This window comes from Clostridium akagii DSM 12554, from assembly GCF_000686725.1.
Taxonomy (GTDB): Bacteria; Bacillota; Clostridia; order Clostridiales; family Clostridiaceae; genus Clostridium_I; species Clostridium_I akagii.
This window is the reverse complement of sequence record NZ_KK366007.1, coordinates 42,670-63,401: the sequence shown is the minus strand read 5'-3', so window position 1 is coordinate 63,401 and position 20,732 is coordinate 42,670. Positions and strand designations below refer to the sequence as shown.

The 20,732-nt window shown below is 31.2% G+C and carries 18 protein-coding genes and 1 pseudogene; 1 reads left to right on the top strand and 18 read right to left on the bottom strand.

The genetic code is table 11. The annotated features are described in order from the left end of the window. Positions 1–102: 102 nt before the first annotated feature. The 8 genes from BR66_RS0115885 to BR66_RS0115850 form a co-directional block, all read right to left on the bottom strand. Entirely contained in the window at positions 103–444 is a 342-nt protein-coding gene (locus BR66_RS0115885; protein ID WP_026883773.1) for a hypothetical protein, read from the bottom strand. A gap of 13 nt (positions 445–457) precedes the next feature. Next, positions 458–1,084: a K(+)-transporting ATPase subunit C gene (locus BR66_RS0115880; RefSeq protein WP_026883772.1), complete on the bottom strand. Its 627-nt coding sequence runs from the start codon at positions 1,082–1,084 to the stop codon at positions 458–460. Positions 1,085–1,102: 18 nt separating this feature from the next. Then, the gene (gene kdpB, locus BR66_RS0115875; protein WP_026883771.1) at positions 1,103–3,154 is read right to left on the bottom strand and encodes a potassium-transporting ATPase subunit KdpB; all 2,052 of its coding nucleotides are present in this window, start codon (positions 3,152–3,154) and stop codon (positions 1,103–1,105) included. A 52-nt stretch (positions 3,155–3,206) separates the two neighbouring features. Further along, positions 3,207–4,877 carry a potassium-transporting ATPase subunit KdpA gene (kdpA, locus tag BR66_RS0115870; RefSeq protein WP_026883770.1) on the bottom strand — a complete coding sequence of 557 codons (1,671 nt, stop codon included), beginning with the start codon at positions 4,875–4,877 and terminating at the stop codon, positions 3,207–3,209. A 31-nt stretch (positions 4,878–4,908) separates the two neighbouring features. Continuing rightward, a complete protein-coding gene (kdpF, locus tag BR66_RS26865; protein WP_423219388.1) occupies positions 4,909–4,995 on the bottom strand; it encodes a K(+)-transporting ATPase subunit F in 87 nt (28 codons plus the stop codon). Positions 4,996–5,446: 451 nt separating this feature from the next. Further along, positions 5,447–7,084 (bottom strand): hypothetical protein, encoded by a 1,638-nt coding sequence (locus tag BR66_RS0115860; RefSeq protein WP_026883769.1) that lies wholly within the window; start codon positions 7,082–7,084, stop codon positions 5,447–5,449. A 1-nt stretch (position 7,085) separates the two neighbouring features. Next, entirely contained in the window at positions 7,086–7,874 is a 789-nt protein-coding gene (locus BR66_RS0115855; protein ID WP_026883768.1) for an ABC transporter ATP-binding protein, read from the bottom strand. A gap of 173 nt (positions 7,875–8,047) precedes the next feature. After that, the gene (locus BR66_RS0115850) at positions 8,048–10,375 is read right to left on the bottom strand and encodes a YhgE/Pip domain-containing protein (RefSeq protein ID WP_026883767.1); all 2,328 of its coding nucleotides are present in this window, start codon (positions 10,373–10,375) and stop codon (positions 8,048–8,050) included. Positions 10,376–10,682: 307 nt separating this feature from the next. Here BR66_RS0115850 and BR66_RS0115845 point away from each other — a divergent pair, with 307 nt between their 5' ends. Continuing rightward, positions 10,683–11,102 (top strand): hypothetical protein, encoded by a 420-nt coding sequence (locus BR66_RS0115845; RefSeq protein WP_026883766.1) that lies wholly within the window; start codon positions 10,683–10,685, stop codon positions 11,100–11,102. A 26-nt stretch (positions 11,103–11,128) separates the two neighbouring features. Here the strand turns inward: BR66_RS0115845 and BR66_RS0115840 are convergent. From BR66_RS0115840 to pfkA, 10 genes and pseudogenes are all read right to left on the bottom strand, one after another. Then, a pseudogene (locus BR66_RS0115840) lies at positions 11,129–12,544 on the bottom strand (HD domain-containing phosphohydrolase); the annotation flags it as partial. 315 nt (positions 12,545–12,859) lie between these two features. Then, the gene (locus BR66_RS24095; protein ID WP_035796458.1) at positions 12,860–13,078 is read right to left on the bottom strand and encodes an aspartyl-phosphate phosphatase Spo0E family protein; all 219 of its coding nucleotides are present in this window, start codon (positions 13,076–13,078) and stop codon (positions 12,860–12,862) included. Between the two features lie 228 nt (positions 13,079–13,306). Continuing rightward, entirely contained in the window at positions 13,307–13,639 is a 333-nt protein-coding gene (locus BR66_RS0115830; RefSeq protein WP_026883764.1) for a helix-turn-helix domain-containing protein, read from the bottom strand. Between the two features lie 399 nt (positions 13,640–14,038). After that, a complete protein-coding gene (locus BR66_RS0115825) occupies positions 14,039–14,353 on the bottom strand; it encodes a hypothetical protein (protein ID WP_026883763.1) in 315 nt (104 codons plus the stop codon). A 53-nt stretch (positions 14,354–14,406) separates the two neighbouring features. Then, on the bottom strand, positions 14,407–14,970 hold the full coding sequence (locus tag BR66_RS0115820; RefSeq protein ID WP_026883762.1) for a class I SAM-dependent methyltransferase: 564 nt from the start codon (positions 14,968–14,970) through the stop codon (positions 14,407–14,409). A gap of 299 nt (positions 14,971–15,269) precedes the next feature. Continuing rightward, positions 15,270–16,049: a pseudouridine synthase gene (locus tag BR66_RS0115815; RefSeq protein WP_026883761.1), complete on the bottom strand. Its 780-nt coding sequence runs from the start codon at positions 16,047–16,049 to the stop codon at positions 15,270–15,272. A 110-nt stretch (positions 16,050–16,159) separates the two neighbouring features. Further along, positions 16,160–17,551, bottom strand: coding sequence for a 23S rRNA (uracil(1939)-C(5))-methyltransferase RlmD (gene rlmD / locus BR66_RS0115810; RefSeq protein ID WP_026883760.1), 1,392 nt, complete (start codon positions 17,549–17,551; stop codon positions 16,160–16,162). Positions 17,552–17,627: 76 nt separating this feature from the next. After that, positions 17,628–17,996: a DUF1540 domain-containing protein gene (locus BR66_RS0115805; RefSeq protein ID WP_026883759.1), complete on the bottom strand. Its 369-nt coding sequence runs from the start codon at positions 17,994–17,996 to the stop codon at positions 17,628–17,630. A gap of 280 nt (positions 17,997–18,276) precedes the next feature. After that, a complete protein-coding gene (pyk, locus tag BR66_RS0115800) occupies positions 18,277–19,707 on the bottom strand; it encodes a pyruvate kinase (RefSeq protein WP_026883758.1) in 1,431 nt (476 codons plus the stop codon). Between the two features lie 48 nt (positions 19,708–19,755). Next, entirely contained in the window at positions 19,756–20,715 is a 960-nt protein-coding gene (gene pfkA / locus BR66_RS0115795; RefSeq protein WP_026883757.1) for a 6-phosphofructokinase, read from the bottom strand. Between the last annotated feature and the right edge of the window lie 17 nt (positions 20,716–20,732).

The window sequence follows — 20,732 nt, the reverse complement described above, 5'->3', positions numbered from 1 at the left end:
AAACATCACCTCAAATATGTTACTGACTGACTACTTTTTATGCCCTGCTCAAACAAGGAAAGTATTATTCAATAATTTGAATAATACTTTCCAATTGTTACATTATTGCTTTACAAAAGTATGGTCTACATTTTTATCAGTAAACTCAATTTTGCTTCCATAAACCTTTCCTTCTATAGGCGTCCGTCCATAATAATCTGCATTATTGTTCATAGTGATTTTTATAGTATTATCCTTTACAGCATATATTCCATATGAATAAAAATCATCTTTATATATAGTATTTATTATTGTACAATTGTTGTTTTCATCAAGTTCTAATATTACATTATTTTGTGATACATATTTCCCCCTATAAGAATTTTCCGTGTACGAATTTTTCTCCAATCCTACTAAAAAAACAATAGTTATCACGATGACTAATACATAGATTAACTTTTTCACTTTGTAAACCTCCTTACTTATTCTTCACAAGTAAAGCAATTTCAATATTTGATTTAAGTACATTTACTCTTGGCTCTCCAAATACCCCGAAGGTTCTTCCCTCTGTATATTTGTCGACTATTTTCTGAAGATCTGTTTCACTTATTCCTGATGCTTTTGAAACTGCTGGTATTTGAATCTTTGCAGATGCAGGGCTAATATCAGGATCAAGCCCTGATGCCGAACTTGTAAGTAAATCAGTTGGTATATCTTCTTTTTTGACTCCGGGATGTGACTTTAAAAAATCTTGTATATCTTTTTGAACCCTTTCTTGTAGAGCTTTATTAGAAGGAGCCAAATTTTGTGAACCTGAACCAACACCACTATAAGCTGTTTTCCCTGTCTTATCAGGTTTTGTATCTGCTTCTGTATACGTGTTATAATTCACTGATGAAACCCTTCCATGAAAAAATTTATCACTGGTAAAGTTCTGACCTAGAAGTGCAGAACCTACTTCTTTACCATCTGCTGTAATCATACTTCCATTAGCCTCACTGTGAAAAAACAATTGTCCTATACCTGTGATAAGTGCAGGATAAGCGAGCCCACAAATTACCATAAATACTATAGTTATTAATATAGATTTTTTTAAAATCTTCATAACGTATCTCTCCTCCTATTAAAACATTAATAATGGGCTTATTATCATATCGATTATTTTTATACCAATGAATGGTAATATTATACCTCCAAGACCAAATACAAGCATATTTCTTAAAAGAATTGCTTCTGATTTCATTGGTCTGTACTTTACACCTTTCATAGCTATTGGAATAAGTGCTGGTATTATTATTGCATTAAATATTAAAGCTGATAGTATAGCACTAGATGGGCTTTTAAGTCCCATAATATTTAATACATTCATCTGTGGTATAGCAAGTGTGAACATAGCCGGTATTATTGCAAAATACTTAGCTACATCATTGGCTATACTGAAAGTTGTAAGTGAACCACGAGTTATAAGAAGTTGTTTACCTATCTCTACCACTTCAAGTATTTTTGTTGGGTCTGAATCTAAATCCACCATATTAGCAGCTTCCTTAGCTGCAGTTGTTCCACTATTCATTGCAATGCCCACATCTGCCTGTGCAAGAGCTGGAGCATCATTAGTTCCATCACCAGTCATAGCTACAAGCTTTCCTTCTGCTTGTTCCTTTTTGATGGCTTCAATTTTGTCTTCAGGTTTACATTCAGCTATGAACCCATCAACTCCGGCTTCTTTAGCTATAGTTGCAGCAGTTAAAGGATTATCACCTGTACACATTATTGTTTTTATACCAATTTGTCGAAGTCTTGCAAATCTCTCAGGAAGTCCTGGTTTTACTGTATCCTTAAGGTAGATCACACCATATATTTTGTTATCAACACAAACTACAAGAGGAGTTCCTCCAAGTTTTGCAATTTTATTCACTGCCGCTTCTAAATCTTGAGGAATAATACCGCCCAGTTCTTTCACCATATTTTTTATGGCATCATCTGAACCCTTTCTAACTAAAGTTCCATCACTTAAATCCAGTCCACTCATTCTTGTTTGTGCTGAAAACTCAGTAAAATCAAGATTTTCATATTCCCTTGGATTAATGGTTGCTCCTAGCTTTTTGCCAAGTTCAACTATAGATTTTCCCTCTGGGGTATCATCTTTTATTGAACACATTACAGCATAATTTATAAGGTCCATAATTTTTGATTTACCAACTGGTATAAATTCTGCTGCAAGTCTATTACCAAAAGTGATAGTTCCAGTTTTATCCAGAATCATTGTATCCACGTCACCACAAGCTTCAACAGCTTTTCCTGACATAGCTATTACGTTAAACCTAGTAACTCTGTCCATACCTGCAATGCCAATGGCAGATAAAAGTCCACCTATAGTTGTAGGTATTAAACATACTAGCAATGCAATCAACGTAGATATTTGAATATTAACATGTGAATAAATAGCCATAGGATAAAGTGCTACTATAACAATAAGAAATATAAGTGTTAAACAAATAAGCACAGTATTAAGTGCAATTTCATTTGGTGTCTTCTGCCTTGATGCACCTTCTACAAGCTCTATCATTTTATCTAAAAATGATTCTCCTGGTTTAGCAGTTATTTTAATTTTTAGCCAATCGCTTACAACTTTTGTTCCCCCAGTAACAGAGGCAAAATCCCCACCATTTTCCTTCATTACTGGAGCTGATTCACCAGTTATAGCGGATTCATCAACCGAGGCAATACCTTCTATTACTTCCCCATCATTGGGAATCATATCTCCATTTTCAACTATTACTATATCATTTTTTTTCAGTTCATTTGCATTTATAGTTTTAACATTTCCATTGCTATCTATTAGCTTTGCTATAGTATCTTTACGCGTCTTTTTTAAACTTTCAGCTTGTGCCTTGCCACGTCCTTCTGCTACTGCCTCTGCGAAATTTGCAAAAAGTAATGTTATAAACAATATTACTGCTACAATAAAATTATAAACTCTCAAATTTTTGCCTTGATCTCCAAACAATCCTGGAAAAAATGTAAGTACTAAAGATATAAAGAAACCAACTTCAACCACAAACATAACTGGTTTTTTTATCATATATTTGGGGTTGATTTTCTTAAAAGATTCTATAACAACTTCATGTAATATATCCTTTGTAATAAATTTAGATTTTCTATTTTTATCACTCATATTTTTATTCTCCTTGTCTAATTATTTTCTACACTTCTAATATTCATAGTTGCTATAGTGTTAAATGCTCTGCAATTGGTCCTAGTGCCAATGCTGGCAAAAATGTTAAAGCACCTATTATTAATACTATAACTAACAATATTACAATAAACATTGTATTGTCTGTTTTAAATGTTCCATCTGTTATAGGTACAGACTTTTTAGCAGCTAAGGAACTTGATACTGCAAGAAGTAATATCATGGTTAAATACCTTCCAAACAACATTATAATTCCTGTACTATAATTCCAAAACATAATGTTAGTTCCAAGCCCTGCAAAGCTAGAACCATTGTTAGCAGCAGCCGACGAATACTGGTATACTATCTCTGATAGTCCATGAAATCCTGGATTGCTTACAGTGGCTAATGCAACTTTGGAGCTTAATGCTACCGCAGTTCCAATTAGAATAAAAAATGGATGCAACAATATTCCAAGTGCAATTAATTTTATTTCTTTTCCTTCTATTTTTTTCCCCAGATACTCCGGGGTTCTTCCAACCATAAGCCCACATAGGAATACGGTAAGGATTGCATACATGAGCATGTTCATGAAGCCCACACCTTTTCCTCCGAAAATTACATTAAGCATCATATTCCACATTGTTATAAGGCCACCTATTGGGGTTAATGAATCGTGCATACTGTTTACAGCTCCATCAGATGTAGCTGTTGTAGCCACGGCAAATAATGATGAGCCTGATATACCAAACCTGACTTCCTTACCTTCCATATTCCCCATACTCTGACTTAACCCAATTCTTGCAAGTGCAGGATTGCCAACTTTCTCAGCCGGATACGCTATAGAAAGTGTTGCTACTAGCAAAATACTCATGGCAATAAATATTGCTGTAGCTTGCTTTTTCTTCTTAATCATATGTCCAAAACATATTACTGTTGAACCTGCCAAAAATAAGATAGAAAATATTTGAACTGCATTTGTAAATGGTGTTGGATTTTCAAAAGGATGGGCAGAATTTGCACCGAAAAAGCCTCCTCCATTTGTTCCAAGCATTTTTATTGCTTCAAGACTTGCTACAGGTCCTAGTGGTATATCTTGAAGAGTTCCTTCTATAGTAGTTACTGTTTTATCAGCTGAAAATGTCTGTGGAACTCCTTGCTGAATAAAAAATATTGCTACTATAATTGAAACTGGAAGTAATATTCTTGTTATAATTCTTGTTAAGTCCACATAATAATTTCCGTGTTTTTTCTTTCCAGCAAGACCTCTCATAAATGCCCATGCTACTGCAAGTCCAGTTGAGGCCGCAACAAACATAAACGATGTAATTACAAGTGTCTGACTTAAATTCGAAAGTCCAGATTCACCACTGTAATTCTGTATATTTGTATTAGTAACAAAACTTATTACGGTATTAAATGTTAATCCCTGCTCCATTTTTCCTATACCATTAGGATTCAAAATAGGAATTGATTGTATTCTCAAAATCAAATAGGCCGCAAAAACCATTACTGCATTACTGGAAATTAATGCGATGATATATTGTTTCCAAGTCATTTCCTCTTTTGTTATACCAACGATTTTGTATATGATATTATCTATTTTATCAAATACAGGATCTCCAAAAGTCTTTTCGTGTTCTGCTACTTTGTAAAGATACTTACCAGCTGGAATGCAAAGCAGAACAAAAATAATAAGTATAATTGCCATTTGTAATGTTCCCATATTATTACCTCCACGTATTTTAAATAATTTTCTAAAACTTTTCAGGATTTAATAGTGCGTATCCTAAATAAACAAATAGTAAAGCCGCTATGATAACTAATCCAATCAAAATGAACACCTCCCTTTTTATTTTTTACTAATTTGTTTTTCAACAAAATTTGTAAACAAAAATAAAAGACCAAAACATACTATAAGAGAAAAAATCATTATTACATCTAGCATTTTTATTACCTCCTTTTATTGCACTTTTTTTAGGTTGCCTGTCCCTATCAATAGATTAATACTATCATTTACTATATAAAGATTGGATTAAGATTGTCTGCCCTAGTATTAAGATTGTATAAAGGTTGGACTTTGATTGTATAATAATCAAAATAGCTAGAAATTTTAACGGATAAGTGCTATAAGAAAAAATTAAAGTTACATGTTTTAATTAGAATTATTAACATAATTCTAATTAGCTTCATATAATACATTAACTCAACTTCCTCCAATTAAAGCCTCATATATAAATTTGTAAAATTATATAAAAAAAATAACCTGGCAAGTTTCCTAGGCCAGGTTATCTTTTATAGAACAATTTTAAATGCTTTTTTCCAAGCAAAAATATTTACTAATAACGCTATTATTATATAAATAAACACGCCATATTGAATGGTAGTTACAAAAAAATGTATTAAGGCCATAACTCCAAGTATAATCATCATAGGTATAATTATCATGCCTTCACCCTGTCCTCCAGTTCCATAAGCTTCTGAAAAAGGCAACGCCTTTTTAAATAAACTAAAGCAAACTACAACATAAATCAACATAATTAAAAATATTAATATTAAATCTGGAATTATCCTGATTCCAAATATAGCTGTAAATATCATGCATTCAAGAAAATATATTGGCAAAATTAATTTTACAATCAAGGCTTTAAATGTTCCTTTATAGATATCCGAAGTTTCAGCAAGTGGTGCTACTTTGTATATCCATGCGCCCTTATATTTTTCTGAATATTTTATCATCATTATTACACTGGGAAGCATTAAAGCACAAAAATATATAGTAAAGTATAATTTGCTTGATGCCATAGTCGAAAATCCTTCATCTCTAATATAGCTAAACAAAAATATGAAGGGTAATACAATAGAGAAACCTAAAGATGGATAAACTTTCAGTTTGAAATTTCTTTCGTTTTTCATCATATCTAAACAAAATCGAAAAAATGTTTTTTCTACTTTTGTAGAACATATCAAATTAGATATTCCATTAGTAAATTTATAATTTTGATTTTTATTTTGGGAATAGTTATTGTTTAGCTTTTGTAAATTTTTTTCGAAAGTTGGCAAAAGTTTAATATAAATGATTATAGCTATTATTGGTATAACTATTGCTAAAGCTGTTAATATCACGAAATATATTTTAGTGCTACCATTATTTATTAATTCAAATGGTGCTGAAAACCACATGGGAATAATAAAATATTGCCACCATTTAGGTACATAAACTACATTGTAACCTACAATATTAAATATTCTACCTATAAATTGATAACCTATTGTTATAGTTATAGTTAAAATAATTTGTACATAATTAATTATATCCTTTAATTTTTCTCCATCAAAAAATCTTAATATAAACAAATATATTAGTGCTGATAAAACTACCACAAATATATCTATAAAAATTATTTCAATTAGAAATATTAAAAAAAACAATACGCCATGGCGAATTAAAGAAGCAATAAGCCCTAATGCTGACAATGAAAAAGTGATTGAAATCATATAGATTAATATATGAACAAATTTTGCGCCACTTAAAGTTATATTTTTTACCGGTTTTGAAAAAATAATATTTTTATCCCTAATATCTAAAAATACAGAAGAAAAATCTGATATCAAAGTAGTCATAAGTAAAAATATTAAAATTCCAAAAACAAAGGACATTTGAAAAATATAATTTGTACCCATTAAAATAAATGGAAGGAATACAATTCCAATAATAAAATATACTAAAAGTGAGGTTTTGAATAAATTTTTATCTTTATTCCCCTCATTTCTTTTTCTTTTTGATGAACTATTCATGATTGTTGGAACTCTTCTTCCATCCATAGTCAATTTTATTTGGACTATTCTTCTCATTACATGGTAATCAATGCCCATTTTGTTGAAAATGCCTTTAAATCTATCCAGCAGTTTTAGTGCTATAAAAGCCTTCATGCTATTGTCCCCCTTGAACAATAGCTACGAATTGCTCTGCTATTTCTTTATGATTATTAAATCCTGTTAGATTGTTGAATATTTCTTCAAGCGAACCTTCCTTAGATTTTTCTTTAAGTTGCTCAAAAGTTCCATCTGCAACAATTCTACCATTTTTAATCAACACAATTCTGTTACTGATTTTTTCTACCACTTCCATTATATGTGATGAATAAAAGATAGTTTTACCTTGAAGTGCAAGTTGCTTCAAAATTTCCTTAACTACTATTACACTATTTGCATCTAAGCCACTTAATGGTTCGTCAAAGAACAATATGTCTGGATTATGCAAAAGGCTAGAAATTATAAGAACTTTTTGTCTCATACCCTTAGAATAAGACGTCATTCTAGAATTATAAACCTCCCCTATCTCAAACATCCTCATTAATTTTTTCGCTTTGTTGTCAGTTTCCTCTTCACCTAACCCATAAAGTTCACCTACAAATGTCAAATATTCTTTAGCAGACAAATTATCATATATTTCTGCAACTTCTGGAACATACCCGATTTTTCGCTTGTATTCAACATTGCCATCCGAAATATCTTTACCTAATATTCGCACCTGGCCTCCATATCCATTAACAAGTCCTAACATTATTTTTACAGTAGTACTTTTACCTGCCCCATTTGGTCCAATATATCCTATAATTTCTCCCTTACCAACTTTTAAATTGATGTTATTTAATACTACCTTGCCACCGTAATCCATACTTAAATCTTTTATTTCAATTATTGGTTCTTGAAAATCCATAAAAGTATTCCCCCTAATATAATAGTTGCAATGAATAATATTTTACCATTTTTACTGTTATATTGTAAATGATTTATAAATTACTAATACCATTTATCTTCAACGCAAAATAGAGAAAAAGGCTAATGAATTCCACCTTTTTCTCTATCCCTATTTAAAAATCAAATGTTATTTTATGCTGCTGTGCTTTCTAAAGCTTTATCTATATGTTTATTTATTTTTTCACCTTTTTTTACTAATACTAAGGCTACAGCTATTGATACTACAGCAAACACTAATAGTACTCCTAAATCTCTTAATACTAGACTTCCATTAATATTATTAGCGAATAGTAATTCCCTCAAAATTTGTACAGCATAAGTGAATGGTAAGAAATGACTTATACCTTGAAAAAATTTAGGTAATACTTCGTAGGGGAATGTTCCACCGTCAGAACATAATTGTAATACTAAGAGCACTATTGCAGCACCTTCTCCTACCAGTCCAAGTAAACTTACTAGAGCATAAAGTATAGCATCAAATGAAATAGCCATAACTATTAATGAGCCAAAAAACATCACCAAATGTGTGGGCTTAATTCCAAGAGATAAAGTTACAAAACCTAGTAATATTGCTTGTACTATACCTATTACAGCATAATTCAAGTATTTACCTAAAACAAACTCAAATTTGTTTAATTTTTTATAATTATGTTTTTTAATCTTTAATATAAGCATCATAAGTACGGCACCTAACCATAATGATATTGGCAAGAAGTATGGAGCAAGTCCAGTACCATAATTATCTATTTTATCTATATCTGTTTCGGATATTTTTACAGGATCACCAATAAAGGTTCCAAGATCTTTACTTGGCGATGTTACATTATCATTAATTGTTTTAACACCATTTGTTAAACCAGTTTGTAAATCTTTATTTCCATTATTTAAAGTTAATAAAGCACCACCAAGTTTATTTGATCCATCTGCAAGCTGCTGAGTACCAGACGCTAAAGCAGGCATTTTTCCGTTAAGTTCATTTATACCATTATTTAATGTAGATGAACCATTATATAATTGATTAGATGCACTTGCAAGAGATGGCATACTAGCATTTAAAGTTTCAAGTCCTGTAGCCACTTTAGTCGAACCTTGTGCTAATGCATCTAATCCTGTAGCCACTTGTCCTACTCCAGCTGTGTATTGATTTACTCCAGCTGTATATGGCTCAAGTGCTGCTTCATTAAAATTATTTAGTCCAGAATTAAAAGCTGCTGCTAACGAACTGGAATTACCAGTATTCAGCTGGTCTGATAGATTTTTAGTGCCCTTAACTAGTCCAGCTGTTCCCTTTGTCAATTCTTTAATTTTATTAGTGTTTTCACTACTAGACGCCTTCTCAGCTATAGCTTCCATAGTCATTAAATATTTCTGAATAGCTGGATCATTAGCTACCTTTGGATTTACATCCAAATATGCCTTCAATCCTTTTTGTGCCTCATTCATTTTATTTTGGCTGTCTTCTGTATTTTTAACCAATTCAGCTACTCCATCATTAACATTTGTTGCAACACCATTCAATGTATCCGCGCCACTTTTTAATCCTGATGTCATATCACTATATTTGCCAAGTAATATACCGTTGTACGCATTTACCTTAGTACCAGCATCAGTTAAATCTTTTGACTTTGAATTTAGTGTCTTTGCACCATTATCTGCATCAGATACACCTTTATTTAAAGTATCAGCACCAGATGAAAGCTGACCAACTGCACTTGTTATTGTAGGCACCTGTGAATTCAATTTACCTAATCCACTGTTAAGTGTCCCCGAACCATTTGCCAAAGCACTTGCACCACTCTGCAATTTAGGAACTTGATTATTAAGCACATTTAAATTAGAAGATATCTGATTATTACCATTATAGATGTCAGTTGTTCCAGTAATAAGCTTACCCGCACCATTTGAAGCATCATTTAAACCGTCTTTAGATTTATAAATGGAATCAAATGCAGTTTGTCCATATTTAGCAGCAATAGTTTGCTTGATTTGAACTAAAATTTCATTTTTAATATTTTCTGAGATTTTAGTACCAATATAATTTTTTTTGTTGTTGGATACATACTTTATTATTGGAGCTATTACTTTACCATTTTTTGCATCCGCAATTTTTTCTGAAAAATCCTTTGGTATTTCAATTAAAGCAAAATATTTGTCATTGTTAATTCCAGCATTGCCAGTTTTACTGTCCACAAACTGAAAACCAATGTTTGTTTTATCCTTTAAATCCTTAACAGTGTCATTACCATAATTGACCTTTTCATTATTTAAAGTTGCACCAGAATCGTTATTCACCACTGCAACGTGATAATCTTTTAAATCACCATAAGGATCCCAATAGGCTTTCAAGTAACTGAAACTATATAATAGGGGAATAAGTATAACGGCTAAAAGTGCAATTATTTTAATTTTATTTTTTAAAAATGATTTTGACTCTGTTTTTAATACATTAAATAAATTCATGTCATAACCTCCTATGTGCATATACTGACTAGTCAGTATATGAATTATACAACATTTTTAATTAAAACACAATATTTTTTTATATTATTAATGTAAGCAAAAATAGCGACTAATGTTTTACCATGTTTATTATTAAATGTAAACGTAATACATATTTTATTTATTCAGTTTTGTATGATAACCAGTTTAATGATATAATTATATATTGTCATTAGTCTTCTCAAAGAAAAGCACTAACATGTTAGCTGATTACTTTTTGAAGATGCATAAACATGACAAATAAAAAATGTAAAGTGAGAATAATAAAATGAGAAATGAAAAACTAGAACGAGCAATAGTTAAAATGGATAATGATATTGCAGCTATTAACATCGCTAAGAAATACTTATCTAATGGTGATGAAATAAATGAAGTAAGAGACAGCTTAAACAACAAGAAGCAATTGTTGTCTAACGAACTATACGCTGAAGACCATAAAAGTTATGCAGAATGTCGTGAAGTTATAGAAGAATTATTAGACAAAACACTTGGAAAAGAAGAACAAGTAAAATTGCTTGAAACAATTAAAGAAACATTTGGAAGATTAGCTCCAAATGTAAGCAAAAAAAGTAGTGGCCTTAATGGTTGGCTAAAAGAGCTTAACATTGAATATAGCTGGATTAAAGACGAAGAAACTGATTGGGATAATTTAGTTATAACTGGCTTCGGATTATATAAAGAGAGCTAGTTAAAAAAGAGATAAGTGCCCATTGGCTACTTGTCTCTTTTCTGTTTCAACTTTTCTTGTTGCGGTATTACCTTTTCAATAAATATACCTACAAGTTTAGGATCAAAGTTACTACCTGCCATTTCTTGTAATTCCAATATTGCTAATTCTTTTGTAAGTGCACTTCCATAACTTTTATCACTAGTCATTTCATCATATGCATCTGCTATAGTTATGATTCTTGATACCATTGGTATATCTTCTCCTTTTAACCCTTTGGGATACCCTTTTCCATCCCATCTCTCATGATGTGCTAATACATACTCTGCCATTTGTGACATGTCATTTACTGTACCCAAAATTCTATAACCAATTTCAGGATGACGATTAATTTCTTTCCTCTCATTCTCCGTAAGTTTACCTTGCTTATTAAGTATATTTTCATCTATAGCTATTTTCCCTATATCATGAAGTAGTCCAACTGTCTTAAGTTCTTCAACTTCATATTCGGTTAATCTAAGTGCTTTCCCCATTTTTTTGCATAGCTCTGAAACTCTATAGGAATGTTCTTCTTCTCTTTTATTTTTTTGGTAAAGGTTATTTATTATAGCTTTTATTGTTCTTCCTCTCATGCCTGGGCTTTCAAAAAGTTTTTTCTTGTACATCTTGTCTTCTGCCTTTTTAAATATATTTTCAATTTTTTCTTCCTCATTAACCTTAGTTTCAAAGCCAAATGCAATAGAAACATCCGTAGCTCCCACTTTTTCACTTAATGACAAATATGCAATACGATTAAGTATTTTTTCTGTTTCCAAAGCATCCGTTTTGGGTAGTATAATAACAAATTCATCCCCACCCATTCTGGCAATAATATCATCATCACGGCATGCTCTGGTTATTAATTGCGCCACTTTCTTAATAAGTTCATCACCCATTACATGCCCAAAAGAATCATTGATAAGTTTTAATCCGTTTACATCACCCATAACGATAGTTAGTGGAAGATTTCTTTTAGTATCCAGTCTATTTAACTCTTCTTCATAAAATCTACGGTTGTATAAACCTGTTAACTGATCATGATAACTTAGATAGAAAATTTCACTTTCCTTTTTTTTACGCTCTGTTATATCAATAGCCACACCTGCAAAATATTGCTTACCATCCAAATATAGACCACTGGCTGTAAAATACATAGGTATTGTTGTGCCATCTTTTTTCTGAAGTTCTACTTCACCATCCCCAAAGCCTTCCTCAACAGCTCTAGAAATGGCATCTTTTACAATATTTCGACTGATTTCATCACCAATAAACCAATCCAAAACATTGATTTTAAATAATTCCTCTGCTGAGTATCCTGTTATGTCCTCATGTTTTTTGTTCCATCTCACTAATTCATTTTTCTCATCATAGAGAAAAATCATTCCTGGTGCACTGTGAAATATTGCATCTGATAGAATCTTCTCGTTTAATGGTCTATATTTCCAAATTTTATGTTTTAATATAATTCCATCTTTAAATTGTTTGTAAAAATTATTATTCATATGGCATAACCTCCAATTAACTTTCGCGTCATAGTTGAAATTTTTTACATTCCAATATCATTTCATATATTATATCCTATATTTTGATAAAATTCTACACGTTTTTTTAATGTCATATGATTATTTTGAAAATAAAAAAAATATCAATTAAATTGCTCCGCGACACGCAATTCAACTGACACTTTTAATTTTAACTTATAATTATATAAAAAAAGCCCTATAGCATAGACTTTAGATCTACCCTATAGGGTTAATTGTAATTACTTGTAAATATTTATATTCTTCAATCATATATTTAACAATAAGCGTGTCCATTTGTTGGCTTACTACAACTATTTTTTCCATGTCTTCGGCATTTTCGGCTAAAGCGCACATTTCGTTTAAAACGTCTCTTAATTCATTAATATCATTTTTGAGTTCATCGTTATTTATGTGCCCAATCATCTCTGGATTCATCAAACACCTACCTTAAGATATATTTAAGAGTTATCCTAACTTAGAAAAAGCTACTATTACAATCTTAAATCGGCGATTTCTTTAGCTACACTTCATTCAATAATTACAAGTATGTATATATTTACCTTGAATTATACCCAAATGGTGCATACTAAAAAATATGCTATAAGACAACGATAATAATTGTCTTATAGCATATTTTATTATGTATTTCATCTGTTGCAAATTTTATCTTGTAATATGAGGTAAAATTGTTTTAATAACCTCTTCAATAACACTAGCCTCTTTTTCTGAACATTTTACGATTAGGGAATGTAGCTTATTTTCCTCTTCATCACTATAAGCCTCTCCAAAAATCAAATAATCTAATGATATATGTAAGCACTCTGAAACGTTTATCAACGTACTAATGCTCATTTTTCTTTCTCCTCTTTCAATTTGTCCCACAAAAAATGGAGATAGATCTAAAAGTTCTGCGAATTTTTCTCTGGACATATCGAACTTTTCTCTTTCAATTCTAATTTTATCTCCAATTTCTTTATAATTTATTGTTTTTTTCATGTACTCACCTATACATAATTTACCTAAAAATAAGGTTTTTCACCATATGCCATTTGCATAAATTTAATTTTTACTCACAGCATATCATAAAACAAGCTATATTTTTCAACATAATATCTATTATATTATTATGCGAAAAGCAGAAAAAATTATACTTACGCTGAAAATATTTATTAAAGATATTTTATTATCTGATTATTTAAACTAAAAAATACCAGTAGAGTTGCAGGCTAATCTGCAATTCCACTGGTTCATAAAATTCATGTATCAAATGTATTTGTACACACAATTACTAATGAATGATTTTTATTATGCTTACAGGCACATATATAAAAATCAACTATACACTAATATTCTTACAGTATAGTACTTTTCATATTATAATTCTACCTATATTTATTATTTAATATTACTAACAGCATTTTTTATTTTATCAGCACCATCTAAAGCAGCTTTGGTCCACAATACTTTTGAAGGAATCATTTGTTCTATTTTAGTATAAGTTTGTTTTATTACAGGTATGTTTACAATATTTGTACTTTGAAAGCACATTAAAACGAACCAACAAGCCACTACTATCATAACTACTTTAAATATAACACCTATTACTTTTGATACTACATAAAAAGCAATAATAGCTAATATTATTAAAATTATAGTATTGCTAGTTAAATGTACTGGGCTCTTACTGATTAAATTATTTACACTTTGCATTTATACTCTCCTTTTAGGGTTGCACATAATCCACCCGTTTTATCACTAAATTTTTATTTTTTTTTACTTGAATATGTTTTATTCTTCTTCTCTGACATAAAAATATAATAATCATCAATTTCAGTTATTTTAACGCCACCAAAAATTGAAATCAACTTATTTTTATACCATTCTTTTCTCTTAGTAACCATATACATTTTCCCACCAATCGCTAATCTATTAAAACCTTTTTCAATAAATTCCTTTGGAACGGAAAAATCCATATGATATGGTGGGTTAGAAAAAATCAAAGTAAAATCTTTTTCATCCATATTTTTAAATCCATCACTTTTGTGTACCCTAACTCCCTGAACATTATTAAGTAAAATATTTTCCCTTGTAAGTTGTATTGCGTTATCATCTACATCAATCATTACTACATTATTTGCTCCAGCGATTTTGGCTGAAAGTATACCAACTATGCCGTAACCGCAGCCTAAATCTAATACTTTATCATCACTATTTATTTGTGCAACTGATAACATAGCTAAGGTTCCCTTATCAATGTTCTGGGGAGAAAAAACTTTATTTGTTGTATTAAATTTCATGTTTATATCTTTTATGTTTGTAGTAATCATATTTTCATTTAGCCTCCGCTACTTAAATTATAGTACGCATAAAGATATATTAAAATGAATAAGGACTGTATTCATTTTAACACATCTTCACCTTTTATCAAAAACATCATTTGTGAATTAAATATAAACATTCAAGTACGGAATGCGGGCTTTATCCCTAAGTTCAGACTTCGTTGCACTCGTCTTCACTAGGAGTTTACTCCTGAATGAGTAAAACCTTAGTTGTTATTTTATTTTTAAAAAGGTTTTATGTACGTATTCCTCCGCTGTGCTACGGAATGCGGGCTTTATCCCTAAGTTCAGACTTCGTTGCACTCGTCTTCGCTAAGGGCTAAATGCCTATACTGTCCTCTTTCCAGTGAATCATCTAACTTGAGTGCTCCAATGGAAACTCTTTTTAAGTATAGAACATAACAGCCTACAGCCTTTAACATACGTTTTACTTGGTGATTACGTCCCTCCGAAATAGTGAGATATCCAGAAACCGCGGGCAGGTTATAATAGTTTTGGTTTATATTGCACAGATTCTCAGAAGCCATTTCTTGTTCAAACTCTTTATATAGACCATTTTTTTGCACTTCTATTTTACTAGGTGCCGTTTGTATTTTACCTTTTCCTAGAGAAATTCCTTGCTCTAGTTGTTTTATATCTTCCTTATCTAATGACCCCAAAGCCCAAAAGAAATAAGTTTTTTCAACATGGTTTTGTGGGTCCATTAATTTACGCTCAAATTCACCATCATTGGTAAGCAGTAGCAATCCTTCCGTATCTTTGTCTAATCTTCCAACATGAAATATTCCGTTCATGTTTTCATTATCGAAATAATCAAATACTGTTTTATTAACTGCATCTTTTCTTGCGGTAACGCAGCCAGCAGGTTTATTAAACATATAATATACTTTTCCAGTATAAACAATTACTTTACCAAGATATTCAATAACATCAGAACTTTCATTAATCTCTATTGCAGGTTCCCATATCACTTCTCCATTTACCTTCACACAGCCATCTTTAACATAATCCCTAACTCTTTTCCTCATTCCAAGGTCTGATTGTGCTAAAAATTTATCTAGTCTCACATTTCATCACCTCCCTCGTTTCTAACATAAAATTCCCTCAAACATCCGTCTGGGGGAACCAACATCAAAGTCTATTTCATTAAAAATTTTCTAATTCCTTTGTTACGACACTATTTTCTCACTATCTTCACTACATTCTCTACATGTGAAGTCTGTGGAAACATATCTACCGGCTGAATTTCAATGGTTTCATAACCTAAGCCATCTAGGATACTAAGATCTCTAGCTAAAGTTCCAGGATCACAGGACACATATACAATTCTATTTGGTTTCATGCTTGCTATAGCCTCTAGAAGTGATTGTGCACAACCTTTTCTTGGAGGGTCTACTACAACCACCTCTGCATTAATACCCTTGTTTATAAGCTGTGGAATTACTTCCTCTGCCTCTCCAACAATAAATTCAGTATTTTTAATTTTATTTTCAATAGCATTTGCTTTAGCATTATCAATAGCTTCTTTAATAATTTCTACACCATACACTTTTTTAGCCTTTTGTGATAAAAATAAGGATATGGTACCAGTGCCACAATAAGCATCAAATACAATTTCATTACCACTTAAATTTGCATACTCTAAAACTTTTTTGTATAATATTTCTGTTTGCTTTGGGTTAACTTGAAAAAATGATAATGGCGATATATCAAAACTATAGCCGTCAATTGTATCAACTATTTTATCTTGTCCAAATAATGTTATACACTTTTGCCCTAAAATAACATTTGTAGCTTTTTTATTAATATTTTGAATCACACTTTTTACGTCACTTATGTTTTCCGTTAAAACATGGATAAGTTCATCTGAGTGTGGTAATTCATTAGAATTCACAACAATCACCACCATAACTTCGCCAGTTCTAAAAGATTTTCTAACCATTAAGTGCCTTAATATTCCTTGTCCATTTTTTTCATCATAGGTAGATATATTATATTTATTAATCCAAGTTTTAACCAATTTTATTATATCATCAAAGGCTTCGCACTGAATATAACAATGCTCCATAGGAATTATATCATGACTCCTTGGTGAATAAAATCCAATCACAGCTTCGCCGCCTAGATTTGAAATTGGTAGCTGTGCTTTGTTCCTGTATCTATATGGGTTTTCCATTCCGATGGTTTCGTGGATATTTATCCCATCATATCCAAGACTTACAATTTTCAATTTTCCTATTCTTTCAATGCAATCCTCCACTCTTTTTTTCTTAAAATCAAGTTGAGCTCTGTATTTTAAATGTTGCAGATTACACCCTCCACATTTATTGTATATTGGGCATATTGGCTGATCTCTGTTTTCTGATTTTTTTATTATTTTTATAATCTTACCAAAAGCAAAATTCTTATTAACTTTTAATATTTGTGTCTGAACTTGTTCTCCTGCAATGGCATTTTTAACAAAGATTGTAAAATCTTCTATTCTGCCAATTCCTTCACCTTCATATCCATGAGCATCTATATTAATAGTATAAGTTTCATTTTTAAGAACCGGAACATTTTTTTTCATTTTTTTCACCTTTCCAAATAAAATTGATTATAATGCAAGTGAATTAATTATATCATATAAGTGAATTTTCATGAAATTATGATTTTGAAACGAACACCTCACATTTAGTACACCTACTGTCCTCACATTTTAATCCATATATTTGAACACGCTTTGCAACGCACAAATCGCCACTATTGTAAGTACACTGCTTGGCATCACAAATCACTTGAGGACTCATCTCTATTTCATTACTGCTCACAATCTGTTTTACTTCTCCTATTAAGTTTGTATTCACAATACTTGTCAATGTATTTTTTAAATTTCTATTTAAATAAGTTTCACAATCTGTGTCTTCAATGTTATTGCTTATCCCTTTAATCCCTATATGTACATTTCTAGCGGAACATAACACTCCATTTATGTTATATATGCAACTTACAGCACTACATATTAAATCCGACATATATTATCACCTCATTTAAAGTTGTAAATACTAAATTAAATATAGTCTTATGTTTTACTTTAATAAGCAATTTTATTCAGGAAATTTAGGTAAAAAAAGTGCACCACAAGGGTGCAAATAGAATCAGTTGCCATTTTATCAATATTCTCTTATATTTTATCATTATATTATTTTATCCACAATATGTAATTTTATACATTCACTCTATTTAAATAAAAAAGTGGCTACGACAAACTGATTAAATCACTTTGCCATAGCCACTTATTTTTATGGAGTAGGATTATTTTTCAGATCCAACTACATGAACTTTAAGCATATTTGTTGATCCAGCTAATTGAACTTGTATTCCAGCTGCAACAACAACTAAATCACCATCTTTAACAAAATTATATTCTTTAGCTTTCTTTACTGATTCAACTATTAATGCATCAGTAGATACAACCTTTGGAGCAACTATTGGATATACTCCAAAGCTAAGCGCTAATGATCTAGCAACTTTTTCATCTGGTGTAACTGCAATAACTGGAGCTTGTGATTTATATTTAGCTACCATTCTTGCTGTGCTTCCAGTTTGAGTAGCAGTAACTATAGCAGCAACATTAAGTTCGCTAGCTGTTTCACAAGTCGCAAGGCTTATTGCATCTGCAACATTTGTGATTGGAGTTTGTCTTTTCTTTTTAAGAACTTCTTTGTAATCTAATTGTTTTTCAGCAGCTATTGCAATTTTAGCCATAGTTTGTGCAGCTTCTACTGGATATGCTCCATTAGCACTTTCACCACTAAGCATTATTGCATCTGTACCATCGAATATAGCATTTGCTATGTCTGAAGCTTCTGCTCTTGTTGGTCTTGGATTTCTTATCATAGAATCAAGCATCTGAGTAGCAGTTATAACAACTTTTCCTGCTGCGTTACATTTTTTAATTATCATCTTTTGTGTAAGTGGAACCATTTCAATTGGAATTTCAACTCCCATGTCTCCTCTTGCTACCATTACACCATCAGAAGCTTCGATAATTTCATCTATATTATCAACGCCTTCTTGATTTTCTACTTTTGAATATATTTGTATGTGCTCTCCGCCATTTTCTTTTAAAACTTTTCTTATTGCAATAACATCTGCTGCTTTTCTTATAAATGAAGCTGCAACTGCATCAACTTCCATTTCACATCCAAATATTAAATCGCCCTTATCTTTATCAGTCATAGCTGGAAGTTTTATTGAAACGTTAGGAACATTAATTCCTTTATGACTTCCTACCATTCCAGTATTAGCTACTGTACATATAATGTTTGTTCCTTCTATAGAGTCAACTGTTAATCCAACAAGACCATCATCTATAAGAATTGTGCTTCCTTTTTTAACATCCTTATAAAGATCTGTATATGTTATTGAACATTTTGTTGCATCTCCAAGAACTTCTTCATTACAAACTACAGTGAATTTATTTCCTTTTTGTAATTCTAATTTTCCACCATCAAAATTATGAGTTCTTATTTCTGGTCCTTTAGTGTCTAAAATAATAGCTATAGGTTTATTATATTTTGCTCTTAGTTTTTTAACAAGTAGCATTCTTCCTCTATGTTCTTCATGGTCACCATGTGAAAAATTATGTCTTGAAGCGCTCATTCCAGCTTCAATTAATTTTGATACTACCTCGTCTGTTTCACTTGCTGGTCCTACTGTAAAAATCATTTTAGTCTTTTGCATTTTTATTTCTCCTTATGTTCTTATTTTATATTATATCTTTGATAAATCCTATTTTGAAAGCATTTTTGATATTTCATATAGTGATTCATCAAATATTCTTGGCATTGCTAAAGCTTCATCTATATCATCATCAGTTATTTTATTTTCTCTTATTCCAATAACTCTTGATGATTCTCCTTCAATTAGAACCTCAACAGCTCTAACACCCATTCTAGATGCAAGCATTCTGTCAAAAGAAGATGGACTTCCACCTCTTTGAATATGTCCGAGTATTGTTGCTCTTGTCTCTATACCGGTAACTTCCTCAACTTTTTTAGCTAGTTCTGCTGAACCACCGATACCTTCTGCAACAATAATTAGATTATGCATTTTTCCCTTTAATTTTCCTTCAAGTATACTTCTACACAACTCATTAAAGTCATAACCTTTTTCTGGCACTATTACAGACTCTGCTCCACCTGCAATACCAGAATATAATGCTATGTCTCCACAGTCTCTTCCCATTACTTCAATTATACTTACTCTTTCATGGGATGTAGATGTATCTCTTATTTTATTTATAGCATCTAATACTGTGTTTAAAGTAGTATCAAATCCTAATGTGTAATCTGTATATGGTAAATCATTATCAATAGTTCCTGGAATACCAACTGTAGCTACCCCAAGTTTTGATAGTTTTTGCGCTCCCATAAAAGAACCATTACCGCCTATAACTACTAGTCCGTCAACTCCAAATACTTTAAGTACGCCAGCAGCTTTTCTTCTTCCTTCATCAGTAAGAAATTCAGCACATCTAGCAGTTCTTAAAACAGTTCCACCTCTTTGTATTATATCAGATACATCATATCTCTTCATTTCAAAGAGTTCGCCGTTAATTAAGCCACTATAGCCTCTCTTAACTCCCATTACCTTGATTCCCTTGTCTAGTGCAGTTCTCACCACAGCTCTTATAGCCGCGTTCATACCAGGTGCGTCTCCTCCACTTGTCAATACAGCAATAGTTTTCATACATATACCTCCTACGA